The organism is Hydrocarboniclastica marina, from assembly GCF_004851605.1.
GTDB classification, from domain to species: domain Bacteria; phylum Pseudomonadota; class Gammaproteobacteria; order Pseudomonadales; family Oleiphilaceae; genus Hydrocarboniclastica; species Hydrocarboniclastica marina.
On record NZ_CP031093.1, the window covers coordinates 1,946,642 to 1,966,691 of the forward strand.

Below are 20,050 nucleotides of genomic sequence, written 5' to 3' on the forward strand. Positions count from 1 at the left end.
ATTAGCTAAACATTGAGGTGTTTCATGGATCAGGACACTGCGTGTATTCCGTTAGGGCACATCCAGACCTACTTTGACTTGCGTCAGAGCCTGATCATGAAGGCCGAATGGATCTCTCAAAAAAGCCAACTGGTAGAAAAAGACCCCCACGAACTCCTGCGCGACATTATTGGACTGGATGAGAATGAGTTTTACCGCAAGGCGGGGATCGATTATCGGCCAGGGGACAGCGACCGTTTTATAAGCACCAGGCAGTGCCTGGCGTTAATTGACCAGGCAGTAAGCGCTTTGAGCATGCCGTATCTGGGGCTGGTAATGGGCAACCTGATGACTGTGTCACATCACGGTATGGCAGGGATGGCCGCGGTGACCCAGGAGACCCTGTCAGAATGCCTTAGCGTCGTCTCTCGTTTTTGTGCAGAGCTTTTCCCGCCGCTTGAAATGAACATTCGTATTGCAGGCAAGGAAGGCAGCCTCGTGATCAGCGAAAACGTTTCGCTCGCCCCCTACACGGAGTTTTTCTTCGAACTGAACACCGTCAGTTTCTACAATATCTTCCTGCACCTGGTAGGTGACAGCGTTCAGCCTGACTATGTTGAGTTCAGCTACCCGGAGCCAGCATGGGGTCACATTTACCGCCGCTATTTTCGATGCCCCGTTTTCTTCAACAGGGCCGAAACCAGAATTGTTGGCGATGCGGGTCTCGCGGACTACGAGCTACCGCTGGCGAACAAGTTGATGGCCATGTCTGCAGAGAAGACACTCTTCGAGAATATCCCGACGCGGGCTGCCCGACTTTTGCCGTTACGTATCAGGCGCTTGCTCATGCGCTACTACGGCGCATTCCCATCACTTGAGAATGCCGCTAGTGAGCTGGGTATGAGTGGTCGTACGTTGCGACGAAAACTGGCTGAAGGCGGAACCAGTTACCAGCAGGAACTCGATGCGGTCCGCGAAAAGCTTTCGAAACAGTATTTTTTGCGGGGAGGGCAGTCGGTTACCGAGCTGGCTCTGATGCTCGGTTACACAGATTCTTCTGCTTTCGCCAAGGCATTTCGCCGCTGGACGGGGATTTCACCAACGGAATTCCAGGAGAGGCACCTTGGTCCGGCCGCCCAACAGGCGCCCACTGAGGCAATGCCGAGTTCCGGATAGCCTGGTCGCCAGCGGGAGCCGGATACAACTTTCGTAGCACTAATACGTGCATGGAACTAATTCGTGCATAGAACTAATGCGAACATAGCACTAACGCGTAAGTCTTACTTTGCCTGCGTAATATTTTCAGTTCCCGCATTGCTACCGCGCCTTCTCCCGTCACCCGACTACAAGTGAAATGCCGGCATAGGCGCGTTTGACCGGATGCCTTCACGGCCCGAACCTGGCATTTTCATTGCTTTATATCCTGTCGTTCTGACAGAAGCTGGCCGGCGGGAATGAAGCTCTCTGTCTGAACGTCTGTTTTTTCTGATCTAGCTTTTTCAAGGCGGGGCCATGGCCCTACAGGGAGGTAAAAGATGAAAGCTGTTGTTTTTCATGACATTGGCGACATCCGGCTCGACGAAGTACCTGAGCCCGAACTGAAAGAACCCACTGACGCCATAGTGCGTATAACGGCCAGTGCGATATGTGGCACGGACCTGCACTTTGTAAGGGGCACTATGCCCGGAATGAAGCCGGGCACTGTCCTGGGCCATGAAGGTGTCGGCGTGGTAGAGAAAGTTGGCGAAAAGGTTCGCAATCTTTCCGCTGGTGATCGGGTTGTGATCCCTTCGACCATAGCCTGTGGTTACTGCTCTTACTGTAGGTCCGGCTATTTTGCCCAATGCGACAACATGAACCCCAATGGCAAGCAGGCAGGTACGTCGTTCTATGGCGGCCCAGAGCCAACCGGTGCCTTCGATGGGTTGCAGGCAGAAAAAGCCCGGATTCCCTTCGCCGCAGTGAATCTCTTCAAACTCCCGGACGATGTCAGCGATGACCAGGCCATACTGTTGTCGGATATTTTTCCGACCGGCTATTTTGGGGCTGAGCTGGCCGATATAAAGCCCGGCCACAGCGTTGCTGTTTTCGGCTGTGGTCCGGTTGGGCAGTTTGCGATTGCTTCGGCAATGATGATGAAGGCGGGCCGGGTCTTCGCCGTCGACCAGGTCCCGGACCGTCTCGATGCTGCAAAGGCCCAGGGTGCTGAAATCGTCGATTTCAGCAAAGAAGACCCCGTCGAAACCATACACGAGTTGACCGGCGGCATAGGCGTCGACTGCGCAATAGATGCCGTCGGTGTTGACGCAGAGTGTCCGCATCACGGGCCGGCTGCGGGCAACGAGGACAAGTTTCGCAAGGAACGGGATGAGATAGCGCCAGAACAAAACCCCGACGGCGAACTGTGGCAACCCGGCAGCGCGCCATCCCAGGCCCAGCGATGGGCTATTAACGCGCTGGCGAAAGCCGGAACCCTATCAATCATCGGCGTCTATCCGCCTAATGACGAGTCGTTTCCCATCGGTCTGGCCATGAATCGGAACCTGACGATCCGGATGGGTAACTGCAACCACCGCAAATACATGCAGCAACTGATTGACGTGGTGCGGTCCGGGCGCATTGATCCGACGACGTTGATAACGCGCCGCGAATCGATGCCTTCGATCCTGGACGCATACAAGGAATTCGATACCCGGCAGCCTGGCTGGCTCAAGGCTGAGATCAGACCCTGAGGAGGATGGACAGGTACAGATAGTGCTATCTGGGTGCCAATGGCGCTCAACAATCTGGTAGCGTAAAGGCTAGGTTGCTGCGGTTTACGCAGCGGCTTGGCCGCGAAAACGTGTAAAGCCGGATTCAGCGTTTAATTAAAGCTGTCTAACTAATTGCACAGTTGGGTTTAACAGGAGACACGGCATGAATCGATTGAGGTTTTTTCTAACCGCGGGCTTGGCGCTTGCTCTAAGTAACCCCAGCGTAGCAAGCATACGGTGCGGAACTGATTTGGTTGTTGATGGCGACAGCGTGGCGAAGCTCCTGCAAGCCTGTGGTGAACCCGACATTGGCGATGCGGAGGCTTTGCTGGCATTCGGTTTCGGCGAAGTGACATACAACTTTGGTCCTACCGAGTTCATGGTGCGCGTGGAAGTCAGTGACGGCAAAGTCGAAAGCACCGAGAATTTAGGGTATGGCTTTGAGGAAAGCGTGGATGAAATTGTAGAAGAGTAACGGCCTGTGTAATCGAAGGAGGAAACTGAGTCGGTAAAGCGCAGGTTGCTGCTGCGCACGACGGCGCAGGTGTTTCGACCGGAGTTCTTTCATATCTAAAGCAGGCATTAGTGAAAACTAACGTATACGATGATACTTAGTACGGCATTTTACATAATATACATTATGCGCATATCAAGCACTTGCTTTGGAACTTCTCCAGTCCAGGTGTGACCCTGCGACCAGTCCCTACAAGCGCTAACGTAACTCCCTCCCGGTATACAGGTACTCATCGCTTCAGTTACTGAAAAGTTGTTGTAGTTGCTTATCAACCATCAGCTGGTACAGAAACCCATCAAACAGACCGCCAAACGTTACAACGGCCGGTTCCTGGCTTACCTATAGTGGAAAACGGCTGGAATGACCGGTCAAGTTTCCTGTTCCTCCTATTACTGAACACAGGCCCACTGCCATGCTTACGATGTGCATGAACGGCTCGCGGATTATCTTTACGCTAATGGTGCTTATGGGCTCGTCGGCTGTGTTCGCCGAACTCCGGTGTCCCGTTACGCCTATACCGGCCTATACGGGTGACCTGAACATTCAGAGCGGTTACGATCCCGAGGACCCGACGCGTTCTACCCGTATTGATGATCCTGATTCACGATCCAAGGCGATCAATGACTACCTCATCCGTTTCTCTGATGGCTTGGGACGCTTCGCTGACTACTATGCCTCGCGTCAAACGGACACCAAAGCAGGGTCGCTCGCGATTCAGTGTACGCACGAATGGCTTGCATCCTGGGCGCGCGAGCATGCGTTGACCACCACCGACGCTTCCCCGACTGGCGTGGCTTTGCGCGTCTGGACGTTGTCCGCGGTGGCGACTGCTGTGTTGAAAATGGAGCACTACGCCGGTGCCGATTGGGCCCTGACCGCTGCAGAAAAAACGTGGATCGCAAAACTGGGTGAAATTGTTCGCGCAGACTATGCAGACCGCATTCGGCTCAAGCCTGAAAGAATCAACAACCACGACTATTGGGCGGCCTGGGCTGTCGCGGCCAGCGCCATTGTTACGGAGCAAGAAGAGGCTCTCAGCTGGAGCTATACCGTGTTTCGTTTTGCTATGAGCCAGACCGTAAACGATGGCATCACGGACACAGCCTATCTCCCCAATGAATTGGGCAGAGGTGCGCTCGGTGCACACTACACCCAATTTGCGCTGACGCCTCTGGTAATGCTGGCAGACCACTTGCCCGATCACGGCTACGTTATTGATTATCGCGACACAGTTCAGTTGAAAAAACTGGCTGAGTTTGCGGCCATTATTGTGTTAACGCCGGAGGCAGTGTTCCACATCCAGGATGATGCTCAGCGCATACCCTCCCCCGCTAGTTTCACATGGCTCTACCCTTTCAATGCCTTATACGCTGATGTTGTTTCTACCCAGGAGTTGCTCGAAATAGTGCGGCCCTACACTGGCGTCAATTATAGGTTGGGCGGCGATTTGCGTCCTTTGTATGACTAGGCGGCGCAGATGGCACGCTCTGATTTCACCGGCGAAACCCACTCCCCACGATTGTGCTCTGTTTTCGGGCGTCCGGCGTAGACTTCCCCAAAAGGTTGAGCTGAGGCCATCCATTTGGGCGACCGCAACAACAGATGCACTAATTTGAGTCACACTTCACATTGCTAAACATTTTCTTTTGCATGTACAACACTGCGGTTCCAGCCCCTCAGTAGCATCCTCCGCTCCACACAGCACTAGTCCCGCAAGGCATGATGAACGAAATGTCATGCCGATGTCATCGTCTTTACATCCCCGAATGGCATAAACGCTGCATACATGTTAACTAGCTTTAATGTGCAACAAATAGCGGAAACAGCTAAATATGGCGCGTTTTGGGCGTTGGTACCCTTTCGATGGGTGTTGCCGCTCGGCGCGGGGATTAGCGTTTTTTCATAGTCTGATCTGTGAACTGATCGTTTTGACTGGAAGCGGTGAATGCGGCAGCACCTGAGCCATGTCCCCGTAATTGGCGAAGAAAGCAACATCCAAGGAGAAAGAGAATGGATATCAGCATATTTGGACTGGGTTACGTCGGAGCCGTCTGTTGTGCCTGCCTCGCAAAAAATGGCCACAACGTCATCGGGGTCGATGTCAGCCCATACAAAGTTGACCTGATCAACCAGGGAAAGTCACCTATTGTTGAGGCTGGTTTGGGGGAGCTGATCAGCGAAGGTGTGGCAACCTCCCGCTTGCGGGCTACAACCGAAGCCCGGGAGGCCGTGTTTAACAGTGACGCTTCTTTCGTCTGTGTGGGTACGCCGAGTAAAGCCAACGGCAGTCTGGGCACTCAATACCTCGTACAGGTCTGCGAAGATATAGGTTATGCACTGCGTGATAAAGACGCCTACCACCTGGTTGTCATCCGAAGCACGGTTCTGCCGGGCACTGTTACGGATATCGTTCTCCCTATTCTGGAAAATACATCGGGCAAAAAAGCAGGGAAAGACTTCGGGTTGGCCATGAATCCCGAATTCTTGCGTGAAAGCACGGCCATCGAAGATTTTTATGAACCCGAAATTACGGTTATCGGCGAGTACGACCAGCGCTCCGGTGATGTTCTCGCGTCCATTTATGCCGGACTGGACGGGCCGCTGATCCGCAAGCCGATCGAAGTGGCCGAAATGATCAAGTACACCTGCAATGCCTGGCACGCAACCAAGGTCAGTTTTGCTAATGAAATCGGCAGCTTGTCAAAGAAACTTAATGTCGATGGTCGCGAGGTCATGGACGTTATTTGTCAGGACAAGAAACTGAACATTTCGGCTTACTACCTGAAACCCGGGTTCGCGTTCGGCGGCTCCTGCCTGCCCAAGGATCTGCGCGCCCTGACGTACCTCAGTCGCAGTCTCGATCTGAAGTTGCCGCTACTGGACTCCATCATTTCCAGCAACCAGACCCACATTGAGTCAGGTTTCAATATCATTGCGGAGTCGGGTCGCCGGAAGGTGGGTTTCCTGGGGATCAGCTTCAAGGCCGGGACCGATGACCTGCGGGAAAGCCCTATGGTGGAACTGGTCGAAAAGCTCTACGGCAAGGGCTATGACATCAAAATCTACGATAAGAATGTCGACTATTCCCGCGTGCATGGCGCAAACAAGGCCTACATCGAAACAAAGATACCCCACGTTTCACGGATGCTGGTGTCCGACCTGGCGGCTGTCGTTGATACCTCCGATATCCTGGTTGTCGGCAATGCCAGCGACGAGTTCCGGACGGTCATCGACAATCTCTGCCAGACAAAAAAGGTCGTCGACCTGGTGGGCTTCATGCAGCAGAAGAGCTGCGAGGCAAAACTGGGCATCTGCTGGTAACAATCAGGCCCATGGCGACGATGAATATGGCAAACCGCGCTGGGAACGGATGGCATCGTTTTTGGGCCGGCCTGTTCGGATGGGCTTGTCTGGGGCTGGTGATTACGCTCCTGGCAAGCGCGATCAGCGCTGACTACCTGGATGCTGACAATAAGAAGTTCATCTTCCTGATCGGTGCGCTAGGGGCATGGCGCTATGGCAATGCCGCGATGCACTACTGTCGGGCGATGTTTTTTCTTCATCTTGTTTTCCCTCGCCTGCGAAGAAAAGTAGAGCTTATGGGCGATGCTGCGCTGCCATCGCACATGTACATGGTGGTGACCAGTTTCCGCATTCCCTGCGACACCACGTTCAAGGTTTACCAGTCCGTATTCCGTGAATGCCAGAGGCTATCGGTACCGGTGACCGTAATTGCCTCGATTGTGGAGAAAGCGGACGAACGGCTCATCAAAGATGTATTGCTACGTGAAACCAGAGCAGGCTCCAACGTCCGGCTGATTATTGTACGGGCACGGGGCACCGGCAAACGCGATGGTCTGGCCCATGCGTTCCGGGCTCTGTCGCGTACGATGCCCCCCGACGATGCTGTGGTTGGCGTGGTCGACGGGGACACACTGATGTTGCCCGGCTGTGTGGAGAAAGCAGTCAAGTTTTTTGCGCTCTACCCCAACGTTGGCGGCATCACCACGAACGAATTCTGCGAAGTTGAAGGCGACAGGTTCATCAAAGAGTGGCACCGCATGCGGTTTGTCCAGCGACACATCAACATGTGTTCAATGGCCTTGTCGCAGCGTGTGCTGACCATGACCGGACGACTGTCTTTTTTCCGCGCCAGCGTAATGATCCGACCTGAGTTTATCCAGGATGTCGAAGCCGATTTTCTGGACCATTGGCGCCTGGGCCGTTTCCAGTTTCTGACCGGGGACGACAAGTCATCCTGGTTCAGCCTGATGCGCCGGGGTTGGGATACGTTCTACGTTCCGGACAGCCTGACCCTGACGATTGAGCACCCGCCCGATAGCAATTTTTTTCGAGCCACACGACAACTTATGCGGCGCTGGTACGGCAACTCCTTACGGCAGAACTTTCGGGCCACCCGAGAGCTTGGCCTGCGACGCCTGGGGCTTTTTACCACCTACGTGCTCTACGACCAGCGTGTATCCATGTGGACTTGCCTGCTGGGCCTGACGGTCAGCCTTTGCGCAGCAATGTTCTACTCGCCTGAGTTTCTGCTGGTCTACCTGTTCTGGATTGCAACGACGCGCACGATTGTAACGGGTCTTTTCGTTTTCAGTGGCCACAGAGTCCACCCGCTCTATCCGCTGATGCTCTATTACAACCAGGTGGTTGGGTCAGTGATGAAAATCTATGCAATGTTTCATATGGACCAGCAAAGCTGGACCCGCCAGAAGACCACGCTCAGTTCGTCTTTTCGGAACTTTGACAAAATGTTGAACCGGCTGTCCTCGAAAACCGTCATGTTCTCTGCCGTATCGGTATTTTTTGGCGTCGTGGCACTGCTGCTGGACCTGACACAATTTGCTAACTGAGGCATCAATACCATGAAACCTCTTCAAACCGCGCCGCTGGATGTCGTGCATGAAGCAATTGACGAGCGCCAGCATGTGCGTACTCGCCTGCCTGCACACGCTTTACTCTCGGTGAACGGGAAGCAGAGAAGCTGCGAGATTATCGATATCTCCCTGGGCGGTATGGCCCTGTCAGCGAAAGGGATCCGGCCTGACGAGCGCGCGGGTGCGGTACCACTGGAGGTCGGCACGACGACCAGTTCGGCTATCCAGCTGAATCTGATGCATTTCGAGCTCAGCGTTGCCGCGAGGGTCAAGGTGGTAGCCGTCACTGAAGACGTGATCCGTGTGGCTTTCGAGGAGATCGATAAACGGAAAATGGACACCCTGCGTTATGTCATCTCGTCGTATATCTCGGGCGACGTGGTGAACATCGACGGTGTTTTTAACCTGATGCAGCGGGAGAACTACATCAAGGAGCGAAAAGTAAAAGTAGACACTTCGCGCTCCTTCCTGAGTCGTTTACGGGCGCTTGCGGGCTCTCTGCTGTACCTCGCCGTTGGTCTCGGCATCTTTGCGGTTATCGGCTACAAGCTTTTCCTGTACTTCTTCCAGGTCGCGGCGGTTTCAGGCGTCGTAGATGGGGCTCCCTACGTCGTGAATATGCCAGAGAATGGCTACGTCAGTTTCCTGGTCGATACCGCGGACCTCAACGGTGGGTTTGTTCGGGTAGAGAGCGGACAGCCGATCGCGGCTGTCTCTACCCAGTTGATGACCAGTTTTAACACCCCGGACGATGTACTGGCGCTCATGGAAATTACCCAGCAGGACCTGCAGACCCTGTATGGCAAGGCCTTCATCGAGACCGTAATCAACAGTCCCTGTGACTGCTATGTCTATTTCACTGATTCCGCCATGGACCGCTATGTCACGAAAGATAAGCCACTGATGCACCTGCTGCCGATAGATCGGTCTCTACTGGTTCGGGCCAGCTTTTCGTATGACAGGCTCAACGAGCTGAAAAACGTGGAGAGCGTCAGTCTGAGTGTGTTTGGGGACGCAGCAAAAACATCGGGTGAGATCGTAGGATCGGCGATCAACCAGGAAACCGGGATGCTCGACATCATCGTAAGGCCCGCCCAGGCCATAGACATGCAGAGCTATCTCAAGCCAGTTGCTGTCTCGGTTCGCACCGGTACCTTCTTCAGTCACTGGACCACGGGAACCTCGGAATAAAAGTGGACGGCATGGCTCACACTGGAACCCTACTCTTGAAATGCCTTTCCGTCCTGCTGTTCTCGCTGGCGACGAGCACGGCTACGGCCGGCCTTTCCGGGTTGCGGTATCAACTGTCGTTGGAACCCGGCAAGTTCTGGGAAGTCTCGGCGGATGCGGACCAGTTTCGCAAATCACTGAGGGGCCTGGCCGAGTTTGGCGTCGCTGATGCGCAAATGTTATTGGCTGACCAGTTCGCCTCGTCTGGCCGTTTCGCCCACCTCCGTCAATCCGCGCACTGGTACCAGGAAGCTTATGCTAATGGTCGCACTGACGCTCCCGGCGCGCTCGCCCGGGTTGTCAGTAGAAAGCCGCTGCTCTCCGCCGAGCTGCTTCCCTACTTTCGTGGCATCGTCCCGTCTCTCTCGCCTGAGCAAGATTTCGATAGCCTGCTCTCCCTTCTTGAGATTCAGTTCAGCTACCCCGAACTGGCTGATGCTGCGAGGGCGGACCGCTTACTTAAACTCTACAAACGCGCGTGCATTAACACGTGTTTCCATGACCTGTTCGGTGCGAGAGCCGCGGAACTGAACAACCGTGACGAGGATGCGCGTCGGCTCTATCGTCAGGCGGCCCGGTCCAGCGGGCGGGGCGTGAACGCCTATTTTGATTTTCTGGAGCGATACGAGGACCGGGATAGCCGATTTAACGCCTTTTCGGATCAGCTTTCAGACAGTGCAGAAGCGCTCTCACCTGACGTTATCCAGTCGGTCGCCGGAAAACTGCAGAGTATTAACTCCGACTTCAGCCCTGCCGTTCTGGCATGGCTGGACCTTGCGGTCGAAAAAGGCGCGCCGAACGCGGCAATCAATCGTATCGAGTACATGCTGGGCCTGCCGGAAAGTTTCTCCTTTGACCAGACCGAGCAGCGGATCACGGCGGTTGCAACGAGCTTCCCAACCGAGGCAAAGCTCCTTCGGGCGCAATTGCTGACCACCCGTGCCTGGAAGAGGCTGGACCCGTTCACAGCCTATGACCTGCTGAAGGACCTGCAATCTCGAGGCGTTACTGAAGCCCATGTTGGACTGGGCGATCTCTATAGCATGGGCGGCCTGGACGAGGTCGACCAATTCCAGGCAATTGAAGAGTATAAGAAAGCCGCAAAAAAGGGCTACGCGAGCGCATTCTATAAGATAGCGAGCATATACAGATTCGGCCGATCCATGTGCAATGACGCCTTGCTGTCTCATGCGTATAGCCGAATGGCCTTGATGCTGGGTGAAGATAAAGCTGAAGAGTTTGTCCAAACGCTGAGCGCGGAACTCAGCCCGGCACAAGCTTCGCAGGCCGACCACCTCTATCGCGACCTGATCGCGGCCTACCCCATCAAGGGTTTTGAGTGATGAGCTGGGCGGCGTTACTAATGAGTAATCTGCGAATCTGCTTCGTTGCGTTGGTCGCGCTCCTGTCTGTTTACTCCAGTGGCGTAACGGGTGCGGAGTTTCACTACGACCAGAGACTTGCCCTTGAAAGTGCTCTCGCCGACTACGACACGCAGACTGAGAGAAGCGATACCAGCTTTCAGGCGAAATACGAAGGCTTCGCCCGTTGGCGCCACCCGACGGGACAATGGCCGGACTGGACTCTGTTTCTCAGACCCTGGCTGGCCTATCGTTCCGACGATCCCCTGCCTTTCCTGAACAACGACGCGGAAACATCGGCTCAGGTAGACGGCGCCTATGCGGAACTGTGGGAGTTTGTGCTAACGCGGCACAACGTCTGGGGCAACCCGGCGCTGTCGCTTTCCCTCGGGCGCCAGCAGTTCAGCGGTGATTACGGGTTCTGGTGGGACGACAGTCTTGAATCGCTCAAGCTTGACCTGTCGGATACGCGAAACAAGGGGTTTCTGGCAGTAGCATCACGCCAATTCCTCTATAACACTGACGACAACGACCCCGTGCCGTCCCAGGCAGATATTGTGTATGTGCTTGGCGAGTATCACTACAACTGGGTCCCCTATCAGTGGGCCGGTCTCCGACTGCTAGGCCAGAGAGACCATTCTCCAGCCAACGAGCGCGGCGATGACGGGGATTTCGCCGGCGCAACGGTTGGCCTCCAGCTTGAAGGGGAGCGAGTCCACGCCGGCCCGATTAATCTCGACTATCACATCCAGCTCGCCGCCGTCCGGGGTGAGTTCCGTAATATGAATACCCTGGGTTTTTCCGACCAGCGCATTGATACCCGAGGGTGGCTGGCGTTCACCGAGTTGGGGCATTCCTTCCAGACTTCGTTTGTTATAGACCGGTTGGCCTTGCGTCTGGCGCTGACCGACAGGCCTGACACGCCATTCAGCGGATTTTTCCAGAGCACCGTCCAGTCCTCTCGGGCTTCGCGCTTCAGCGATTACAACCTGGGCCTGTCCGGCGCGTTTTTGAATGTCCGCATGACCAACCTGATGCTCGCCGGCCTGATGAGCCAGCATGCGCTGTCGCACCGCAGCCAGATGAGACTCTCTGTTTACGACCTCCGGCGCCGTAACAGCGAACTGGCGGCGAGCCAGACTATCGGCCTCGACTATCCCGAAAGCAACGGCAATCACATCGGTAGCATTGTGGAAGCCCAGTACATCTGGGCGATGTTTCCTTATGCCATTAATGATGAACACCTGACCTTCGACGTGCTTGCGACGGTGAGCCACTTCGAGGGCGGCAACGCACTACAGCAAGGCATCAGTGACTACCAGCTTTCCATCGATCTGAATCTTAGGTACTAGGCGGCCAACGGACCATGATCTTCACCTCGAACATATTTATCTTCATCTACCTGCCGGTCTTTCTCGCGATCTACTATGGCGTCAAGGACACCTGGCGCTCCCATGTCATCGTATTTGGCAGCTATCTGTTTTATGCCTGGTGGCGACCGGACTTTCTCCTGCTCTTTGTCGGTATCACCTACTGGAATTACTACTTCGGTATCAAGATCAACCGGCTGCGGGACATCGACCGCAAGCTGGCGTTTCGTTGGCTGACAATCGGCGTCGTCGGCAACCTCGCCACGCTGGGCTATTTCAAGTACGCCAACTTCGGTGCTGAGGCTCTGGCCAATACGTTGCAACAGTTCGGCGTAAACACGTTCACACTAGAGAACATCATCCTGCCTCTGGGCATTTCCTTCTATGTCTTCCAGGCCCTGAGCTACATCGTCGATATCTACAGGAAGGACGCCGACCCCACAGACCGGTTCGTCGATTTCGCCGCGTTCATTTCATTGTTCCCGCAGCTTATTGCCGGCCCGATCCTGCGTTACCGCGTGATTGCCGAGCAGCTTCGCCAGCGGGTGCATTCCTTTGACCTTTTCTCCCTCGGCGCCTGCCGCTTTATGCAGGGCTTCGCCAAGAAGGTGCTGATTGCAGACTCTCTGGCGCCTATCAACACTTACTTTCTAAGCATTTCCGAGCCGACGATGGCCGAGGTCTGGCTGGGATGCGTGGGGTCTCTGTTTCAGCTGTACTTCGACTTCTCGGGCTACAGTGACATGGCCATCGGGCTCGGCATGATGATGGGGTTCAGGTTTGCGGAGAACTTCAATCAGCCTTTTAACTCTATGAGCCTGACCGAGTTCTGGAAGCGCTGGCACCTCACGCTTTCAGAGTTTCTGCGGGACTATGTATTCATTCCCATCGCCAAAACCAACAAAGTCGGCACCGACACTGCCGCCTTCACGACAATGTTCCTGTCCGGACTCTGGCATGGCGCGAGCTTCTCTTTTATTTTCTTCGGCGTCTACTTCGGTTTTTTCATGCTGCTGGAGAGGCGACTCGGGCTAACGACCAGAATCGATTCCCCCTACCGGCCGGGTAGACACATCATCGCCATGATCATGGTTGTGCTGTCCATGCCACTGTTCGTGACCGGCGATCTTGGTCATTCCATTGAGCTCTATGCCGGCGCATTTGGCTTTAACGGCGTTGGCAGCATCGACAACTATCTCTACGCCACCTCCTCCATGACCATGGCGTTTCTGGTTATAGCCATCATTTGGCTGGTGGTCACCGGCGTTGTCAATCGGCGGTTCTATGACCATGACAGAAACCGTTATTTCATGCAGCACGTGGCCGGCTGGCAGGCAGGCCTGCTGTGGTTCGGATTCTCCCTGGCCGTCACCAAGCTGGCGGCCAACACCTTCTCACCCTTCCTCTACTTCCAGTTCTAGGTGGCTCACATGTTCCCGACGATGAGCAGCGCAAGCAAAGTCAACGGCATCCTCTTCATCGCGATGATCGCGGTCATGTTCGTCTACTCGGTGCCCAAACTCTGGGGCTTCGCGGAAACCCAGACTGAAGCTGCGAAGCTCTATGCTGATGGCCAGTTGTCCCGCAAATTCGAAGAGCAATACGACAGTGGCTTTTTTGCCCGTGAAAGCGCCATCAAAGCCTGGTCGAATCTCAGCTTCTGGCTTTTCAGAGAAGGTCTGACCGGCGTTGTGGTTGGGGAAGATGGCTGGCTTTATACCAATGAAGAGTTCACGTTTCCTAACGACCTGGATGCAAGGCTTGAGCGGCAGATGGCCCGTGTCGAAAAGACCGCAGCCCGCATCGGCGCTCAGGGGAAAAAGCTGATCATTGTGCCGATTCCCATGAAAGCTGATATTTACGGAGACCATGTATCGCACGAGCTGGGCGAACGGCCGGCGTTGCTATACACCAGGTTCACCGAGCAGCTCAGTAAAAGAAACATTCCCTTCAGCCCATTGCGCGAGGCCTACCTGGCCTCGAAGGACCGTACCCAGCTGTTCTTCAAGAAAGATACGCACTGGACACCAGAAGGCGCAAAGCTCGCGGCCCAGCAGCTTGCCCTCTCATTTCCGGACCTTCTCGGGGACGAGTTGTACCGTACAGAGGTGATCCATGAGACCCAGCACGCCGGCGACCTGGTCAATTTCATCAAGGTGAGCCCCTGGTTGGACCCGGAAATCTATTCTCCTGAGCCGCTCGCTCGGTACCAGACCATCCGGGTGGAACAGAAAACGGACGCCTCTGCCCTGTTTGGAAACAATAACCCGTCTGTCGTGTTGGTTGGTTCCAGCTACACGAAAATGGACGAATGGAATTTCGAAGGCTTTCTCAAGGAACACCTCAAAACGGACCTTCTCTCTATCGCTGTTGAACAGAAAGGCCAATTCGTCGCCATGGACGAGTTTCTGGCAAGCGATCTGCTGGCGGATGACAGCGTTGAAACAGTTATCTGGGAATTTCCTGTCAGGTCACTGATTACCCAGGCGTCGGAGTCTTCCGGTTGGTCCTCCACCATGGAAGAGCTTTTCTGATTGGCATCCATAGCTGGGAGCCAGAGCGGACAAAATTAGCAGTCAAAAAACTGAGGCCAACACTCAACGGGCTTCGCCAACTTTTTGGAGAACAGCAATGACACGATTAAACACATGGACCCGTAACGCTGGTCGCGCCAGTATGTTCTTGCTCGCCCTGGGTGTCGCAGCAGGGGCTATGGCAGAAGGCGAAGCAGCCCTTTACGACGCCAGCGCTCCTGCCGGATCTGCTTTTGTCCGGGTTATCAATGCCGGCCCTGAAACCCTGGAAATAACGACGCCTGAGAAGACTGCAACTCAAACCGTTCCGGGCTTCCGCGTGGGCGAATACCTGTACCTTCCGGGCGGTAAAGCCCACGTCCTGTCCGTCGGCGGGCTTCAGGTTACGCATGATTTCGCGAAAGACAGTGCTACCACACTGGTAGTCAGCGGCGGGAACACGACAACGCTTGACGACAAGTATTTCACTGGGCGCAAAAAGGCGCTGATCTCCTTCTACAACCTAACGACCCGGCCGCTTGCGCTGAAAACCGAAGACGGAAAACATGCCGTCGTCGACACGCTGGAAAGCCTTGCCAACGGCAGTCGTGAAATCAATGAGATAAAAATCGGACTGGCGGCGTGGCATGACACAGGCAAGTTGGCAGCATTTCCAGCGACGTTCCTCAAAAAGGGCCGTTCTTATAGCTATGTAGTCTTTGAGGAAAACGGTGCATTCAAACCGGTTGTCGTTGCAGATGCAATTTCCACGATTGAGTAATGCTGAATGTTGAGACCGGTCCTTGCCAGCCTGATCATGACCTGGCTATTTGCTCCCCTAGACGCTCACGCCCGATGCGATCAACTGGAGTGCCTGCTTTGTCCTGAACTCACGGACGACAGCCATTACGCCGAGGGCGTCATGAAATCTCTGCGGCAGCTGGCTCCGGGCGCTGATCACTGGATTTTCAGATCCGATTTTGACTTGAGCAATGAGTTTGGTATTCCAGCCGAATTCGTCAAGGACTATCAGCGGCTGATAAGGAAATTCAACGAGTACGGGACCGAGGTTGTTTTCGTCGTTCAGCCTACCCGCGGCATGATGCACAGGGACAAGATTCGCGAAGATAGACGGTACGGGTTCGACTATCCGACTGCATTCAGCAATCTTCGTCAGTTTCTTACGCAACTGGCTGACGGTGGGGCTCATGTGGCCAATATTCTGCCATTGGTGGAAACGCCGCCCGAACAGGACTATTTCTTTCGGCGAGATCACCACTGGACACCGGCGGGCTCCCGTGAAACCGCGCTGATAGCCGGCAACGTGATTCGCGCGATCCCCGCTTATCACGAAATCGCGGTGAAAAAATTCATAACCGAGAAGAGTACCGTGATCGCGAAGGACGGCACCATGAACCGCGGGCTTAAACACATCTGCGGCAACAATTATGGCTTCCAGTACGTCCAGGGATTCCAGACAGTGCCAGAATCAGGCGGCGCAGAAGCGCTTTTCGGTGACACCGAAGAGCCCGAGATCGTGCTGGTCGGGACCAGCAACTCGGCAGCCCGTGACGACGAATACAAGAACTACAACTTTGACGGATTCCTCAAAGACGGGCTGGAACGCGACATTCTGAATTACGCCCTGCCCGGCTCCGGCCAGGAAGGGTCTGTTCTCCAGTATCTTTTATCCGAAGACTACTCACCCGAGGAAGCGCCGAAGATCCTTGTCTGGGAGTTACCGGCCAGCTACCGGTTGGACGACGAGCTGATTTACCGGCAGCTGATCCCCGCCATAGAGGGTGGCTGTGAGTTTTCCGATGATATAGCCGGCCGCGTGTCGCAAACAGTGCCGGCTCTGGCAAAAGGGCAGCGACTGGAGATTTACGCCAATAGCGGTGCGGGCCGAAAATCTCTGGTGAATTACGACGGCTACCTGGATCTCAGGTTCACGGATCCTGGTATCAAGGACTTCTACGTCATCACCTATTTCGATAATGGCAAACGGGACAAAGTATGGTTCCGAAGATCCGGAGTGATCGACGGCGGCCAGTACTACCTTGAAGTTTCCCGCAAGCCAGCTTTCAGGAACGCCAACCTGTTGTCGGTGTTTATCGAACCCTCAGAACCCCTCACGTCTGACTCAACCCTCGAGGTTACCCTATGCCGATGAGACGGCTATTTATCCTGCTCGTCACATCAATGGCGGTCGGCTGCACACACGTTGTGGCTGACAGCCCCGGGAGTTCGGCCCATCGGCCAGCCAATGCCTCGGAATGTCCCAAGGCCGTGCCCGAGCCCTTCACCGGGCCGCTGATAGTCGAAAGCAAGTACGTCCAGGAGGATCAGTCGAAATCGACGCTAAAAGCCCGACGCTCCGAGCAATCGGAAGAAGTTCAGCGGCGTATTGAAGGTTTCACCAAAGGCATCGTGCGTTTTGCCGACTTTTACCTGAACAACGTCCAATCCCGAAAAGGGCTGGCCGCCCGGGCCTGTGTCAGTGTCTGGCTTGAAGCTTGGGCCGAAGCCGATGCACTGACCACCGACGAAACAAGCAAAACCGGTGTGGCTGTCAGGAAATGGGCTCTCGCCAGCCTCTCGGCCACGCTGTGGAAGCTCAAGCATGTGGAAGGGGTTCGCTGGTCACTGAGCGAAGCCCAAAGCCTCTGGCTGGAGCATCTGGCGGATAAAGTGATAGCTGACTACGGCAACAGGCTGGATCCGGAGTTCAGCTACTTCAATAATCACGACTATTGGGCTGCCTGGTCTGTCGCCGTCACTGGAGTGGTAGTGAACCGCCAGGATTATCTGAGATGGAGTATCCCCTTTTACCAGCGAGCCATGGGCCAGGTAACGACTTTTGCGGGTGGGCGGTACGGCTATCTCCCCAACGAATTAGCCCGTAAAAACCTTGCGGCTAACTATACACATTATGCGCTCGTGCCCCTGGTGCTCCTGTCCGACATTCTGCGGAAACATGGCTATGTGCCCTCACCTGAAGAAGATCGCAAGCTTGACCAGCTAGTCAGCTTTTCGGTCCAGATAATACTGCAGCCGAGGAGTGTCAGGGAGGTAGTGACCGGCCCGCAGAAAGACGTCCCCAACTACAAATTGGCCTGGCTCATCCCTTATCTCAACCGGTATCCCGACCATGCGCTGGCCATGGCGCTCTTCGCGCGCCATAACGGCAACGTTGACGGCTACAGCCAGGCAGGCGGTAAGCTGCGACCGGTGTACGGTGATGTCACTTCAGGGAGTTACTGACGATGAACGCCGCCGAGATACTCTCGCGTTGTGACGCACCACGGTCCTTCCGAACACGACTGTTCCTGCTCCTCCTGTGGCTGGTTTATTGTGGGCCAGGTATAGCCTCGCCACCTGTACTGGACACGCCGGAAATCAGGGTGCTACCGACCGTACCCGATAGCGCACCGGCGTACCCCAGCATGGGTAGTGATGACTGCTGCAGCGATCTTTTTTCGCTCCGTTTCAGCGACGTGCGGGCGGCTACCGCCGCGGTATCGCTGCAGCCAATGTTTTCGGCTCAGGCAGGTAGCTGGATGTTTGAGTCGCTTGTCCACAATGGCCTGTTCAGGGTCGCCAGTGAGTATCAGCCCTCTCACCCACGGGCTGTACTGATCGAAAGCGGCGCCATCGATCTCGCTCAGTTGACCTCTGCATTGAGTGACCCCCGAATCCTTTCGCGTATTGCAGGAAGCGACCCTGGTCAGCGTTTTGGCTACACCTTGCACTATCCGATAATCATTGGGCCGGACGCCACGCTTTTTGTCGAGAACGCAGCGTTAGGGCTCAATTCCACCAGCGGTACCGCTTTGATCAACCTTGGCCGACTCATCGTGCGGGATTCGAGACTCGCACCAATCCAGGTTGAAGCAAAGGGTGGAAAGCACTTCAGGCCATTCATACTCGCCTGGAACGCCAGTGACACAGCGATTATCGACAGCGACTTGCGCCGAATGGGTTACAACGCGTTTCTCTCCCACGGGCTGACGGTTGCGAACCACCCCGAGCTGAACCGCAACGTTCGCGCCCGGGTTCTGCTTTCAGGCAGTACGCTCAAAGAGCTTGAGTCCGGGTTGATTGCGGAGGGCGCGGAAGTGAGGGTAATTGATAACCTTTTTGATCACTCACAACGTTACGCTATTGATGCGTCCGGTGGGACTCTCAGTATTGAAAGCAACGCTGTAGAAACCACGCGTTACAACAGTGGGGTCCGTGCAGCCGATGTGCATTGGATTCTCCTGAAAGGCAACCGGATTACCGGCACCCAACAGTCTGGCATTCTGCTCTCAGGTTCGCTGCCGAATGCGATGGTCGCAGGCAATTACATTGCCGGCGCTCGATCAGACGGTATGGCCATCAGGGATGTGGCTCCTTCGGCAAGGCAGTCGTTGGACATTCGGGGCAACATAGTGATCGGCAGCGCCAAGTCGGGGCTTCGACTCAGCAACGCGCCGTTCGCCACGGTTAGCAACAATAGCTTTATTGGCAACGCTGAGTACGGGATCAATGTTGACAGGTCAGCAGTATCAAACGGCCTGAAAACACCTAGCGAATCCGCTACGGTGATTATCGGCAACCAACTGATGGCGAATCGGGTAGCTGCTATCAAAACTGTACAGGGTGGGCGATTTGTATTTGGGCAGAATAACTTTCAGATGACCCCCACGGTTCAGTCCGTGTTTGCCGGTGACCTGGTGTCGATCCAGACTGAGCTGCTTGAGCAGTTGATCGCCCGCAAACGTACGGTAGAGGTAATTCCGTAAGCACTGATGCTTTAGCTCTGGCTGGCGCCAGCGACGAAAGCTATGACGCTCGGATACAGTTTCTGTATGGCCGGTTTGCGCGACCCTTTCCTATAAGTCATCCATCCTTCCGATCTGTCGCGAAAGCCGCATGGACTCGTTGGTCTCCATCTCCAGCAAAGCCTGGAGTAGATCTCGCGCTTCGGGTATCTCTGCTTTTCGGGACAAGGTCTTGAAAAGATCGGTGACCTCTTCGTGGAACCCCATAACCTCATGGTAGATATCGGCATAGGCCATCCGCGCGTAATGCTCATCGCATTCGCGTCGGCTAGCCGGGGCGTTATGCCTCAGGTAATCGTAAACGCGGGTGTCCAGGGTATTGCGGGCGCTCTGGTGTTCAAACTCATCAATAATCGTTGCAATTTCAGACTCGTGCGAAGACAGATACTCCAGCAGCGACGCTGACTTCTCATCCGCATGCTTTGCGGCGCAGTGCTTGAGGCATTGGCCGAGATAGTGGTGGAGATCCCGCGTCCAGTTGATCAATTCGCCGTAGGTCTTGATATCCATAAACTTCCCCTGATCGGATTGCATCCATGTGAACCCTTACCGACTCCCTGCACTGACCGGCTCTGGTTTGGGACAGTTTGACCCGCTTTGCGCGGTCTC

At 55.0% G+C, this 20,050-nt stretch carries 16 protein-coding genes; 15 read left to right on the forward strand and 1 reads right to left on the reverse strand.

The genetic code is table 11. The features are described 5' to 3' along the window. Positions 1-24 precede the first annotated feature (24 nt). The 15 genes from soil367_RS08705 (at position 25) to soil367_RS08775 (ending at position 19,402) form a co-directional block, all read left to right on the forward strand. Entirely contained in the window at positions 25-1,155 is a 1,131-nt protein-coding gene (locus tag soil367_RS08705) for an AraC family transcriptional regulator (protein ID WP_136548728.1), read from the forward strand. A 359-nt stretch (positions 1,156-1,514) separates the two neighbouring features. Continuing rightward, complete coding sequence (locus soil367_RS08710) at positions 1,515-2,711, forward strand: zinc-dependent alcohol dehydrogenase (protein ID WP_136548729.1); 1,197 nt, start codon at positions 1,515-1,517, stop codon at positions 2,709-2,711. 184 nt (positions 2,712-2,895) lie between these two features. After that, positions 2,896-3,207, forward strand: a complete 312-nt coding sequence (locus soil367_RS08715; protein WP_136548730.1) for a DUF2845 domain-containing protein — start codon at positions 2,896-2,898, stop codon at positions 3,205-3,207. 451 nt (positions 3,208-3,658) lie between these two features. Then, positions 3,659-4,714, forward strand: a complete 1,056-nt coding sequence (locus soil367_RS08720; RefSeq protein ID WP_136548731.1) for an alginate lyase family protein — start codon at positions 3,659-3,661, stop codon at positions 4,712-4,714. A 542-nt stretch (positions 4,715-5,256) separates the two neighbouring features. Next, positions 5,257-6,567 (forward strand): nucleotide sugar dehydrogenase, encoded by a 1,311-nt coding sequence (locus soil367_RS08725; RefSeq protein WP_136548732.1) that lies wholly within the window; start codon positions 5,257-5,259, stop codon positions 6,565-6,567. Between the two features lie 26 nt (positions 6,568-6,593). Then, entirely contained in the window at positions 6,594-8,117 is a 1,524-nt protein-coding gene (locus soil367_RS08730; protein ID WP_136548733.1) for a glycosyltransferase, read from the forward strand. 12 nt (positions 8,118-8,129) lie between these two features. Next, on the forward strand, positions 8,130-9,332 hold the full coding sequence (locus soil367_RS08735) for a PilZ domain-containing protein (RefSeq protein WP_136548734.1): 1,203 nt from the start codon (positions 8,130-8,132) through the stop codon (positions 9,330-9,332). 11 nt (positions 9,333-9,343) lie between these two features. Then, positions 9,344-10,714, forward strand: coding sequence for an SEL1-like repeat protein (locus soil367_RS08740; RefSeq protein WP_136548735.1), 1,371 nt, complete (start codon positions 9,344-9,346; stop codon positions 10,712-10,714). Between the two features lie 20 nt (positions 10,715-10,734). Beyond that, positions 10,735-12,084: a hypothetical protein gene (locus soil367_RS08745; RefSeq protein ID WP_136548736.1), complete on the forward strand. Its 1,350-nt coding sequence runs from the start codon at positions 10,735-10,737 to the stop codon at positions 12,082-12,084. A 14-nt stretch (positions 12,085-12,098) separates the two neighbouring features. Next, positions 12,099-13,523 (forward strand): MBOAT family O-acyltransferase, encoded by a 1,425-nt coding sequence (locus tag soil367_RS08750; protein WP_136548737.1) that lies wholly within the window; start codon positions 12,099-12,101, stop codon positions 13,521-13,523. 9 nt (positions 13,524-13,532) lie between these two features. Then, entirely contained in the window at positions 13,533-14,636 is a 1,104-nt protein-coding gene (locus soil367_RS08755) for an alginate O-acetyltransferase AlgX-related protein (protein WP_136548738.1), read from the forward strand. A 97-nt stretch (positions 14,637-14,733) separates the two neighbouring features. After that, entirely contained in the window at positions 14,734-15,396 is a 663-nt protein-coding gene (locus tag soil367_RS08760) for an alginate O-acetyltransferase AlgF (RefSeq protein WP_136548739.1), read from the forward strand. Positions 15,397-15,402: 6 nt separating this feature from the next. Next, positions 15,403-16,788: an alginate O-acetyltransferase AlgX-related protein gene (locus tag soil367_RS08765; RefSeq protein ID WP_136548740.1), complete on the forward strand. Its 1,386-nt coding sequence runs from the start codon at positions 15,403-15,405 to the stop codon at positions 16,786-16,788. Next, positions 16,785-17,879 (forward strand): alginate lyase family protein, encoded by a 1,095-nt coding sequence (locus tag soil367_RS08770; RefSeq protein ID WP_172962306.1) that lies wholly within the window; start codon positions 16,785-16,787, stop codon positions 17,877-17,879. The genes soil367_RS08765 and soil367_RS08770 overlap by 4 nt, the downstream gene beginning before the upstream one ends. A gap of 2 nt (positions 17,880-17,881) precedes the next feature. Next, entirely contained in the window at positions 17,882-19,402 is a 1,521-nt protein-coding gene (locus soil367_RS08775) for a right-handed parallel beta-helix repeat-containing protein (RefSeq protein ID WP_136548742.1), read from the forward strand. Between the two features lie 90 nt (positions 19,403-19,492). Here the strand turns inward: soil367_RS08775 and soil367_RS08780 are convergent, their stop codons facing one another. Beyond that, positions 19,493-19,951, reverse strand: a complete 459-nt coding sequence (locus tag soil367_RS08780) for an ATPase (protein ID WP_136548743.1) — start codon at positions 19,949-19,951, stop codon at positions 19,493-19,495. Positions 19,952-20,050: the final 99 nt, after the last annotated feature.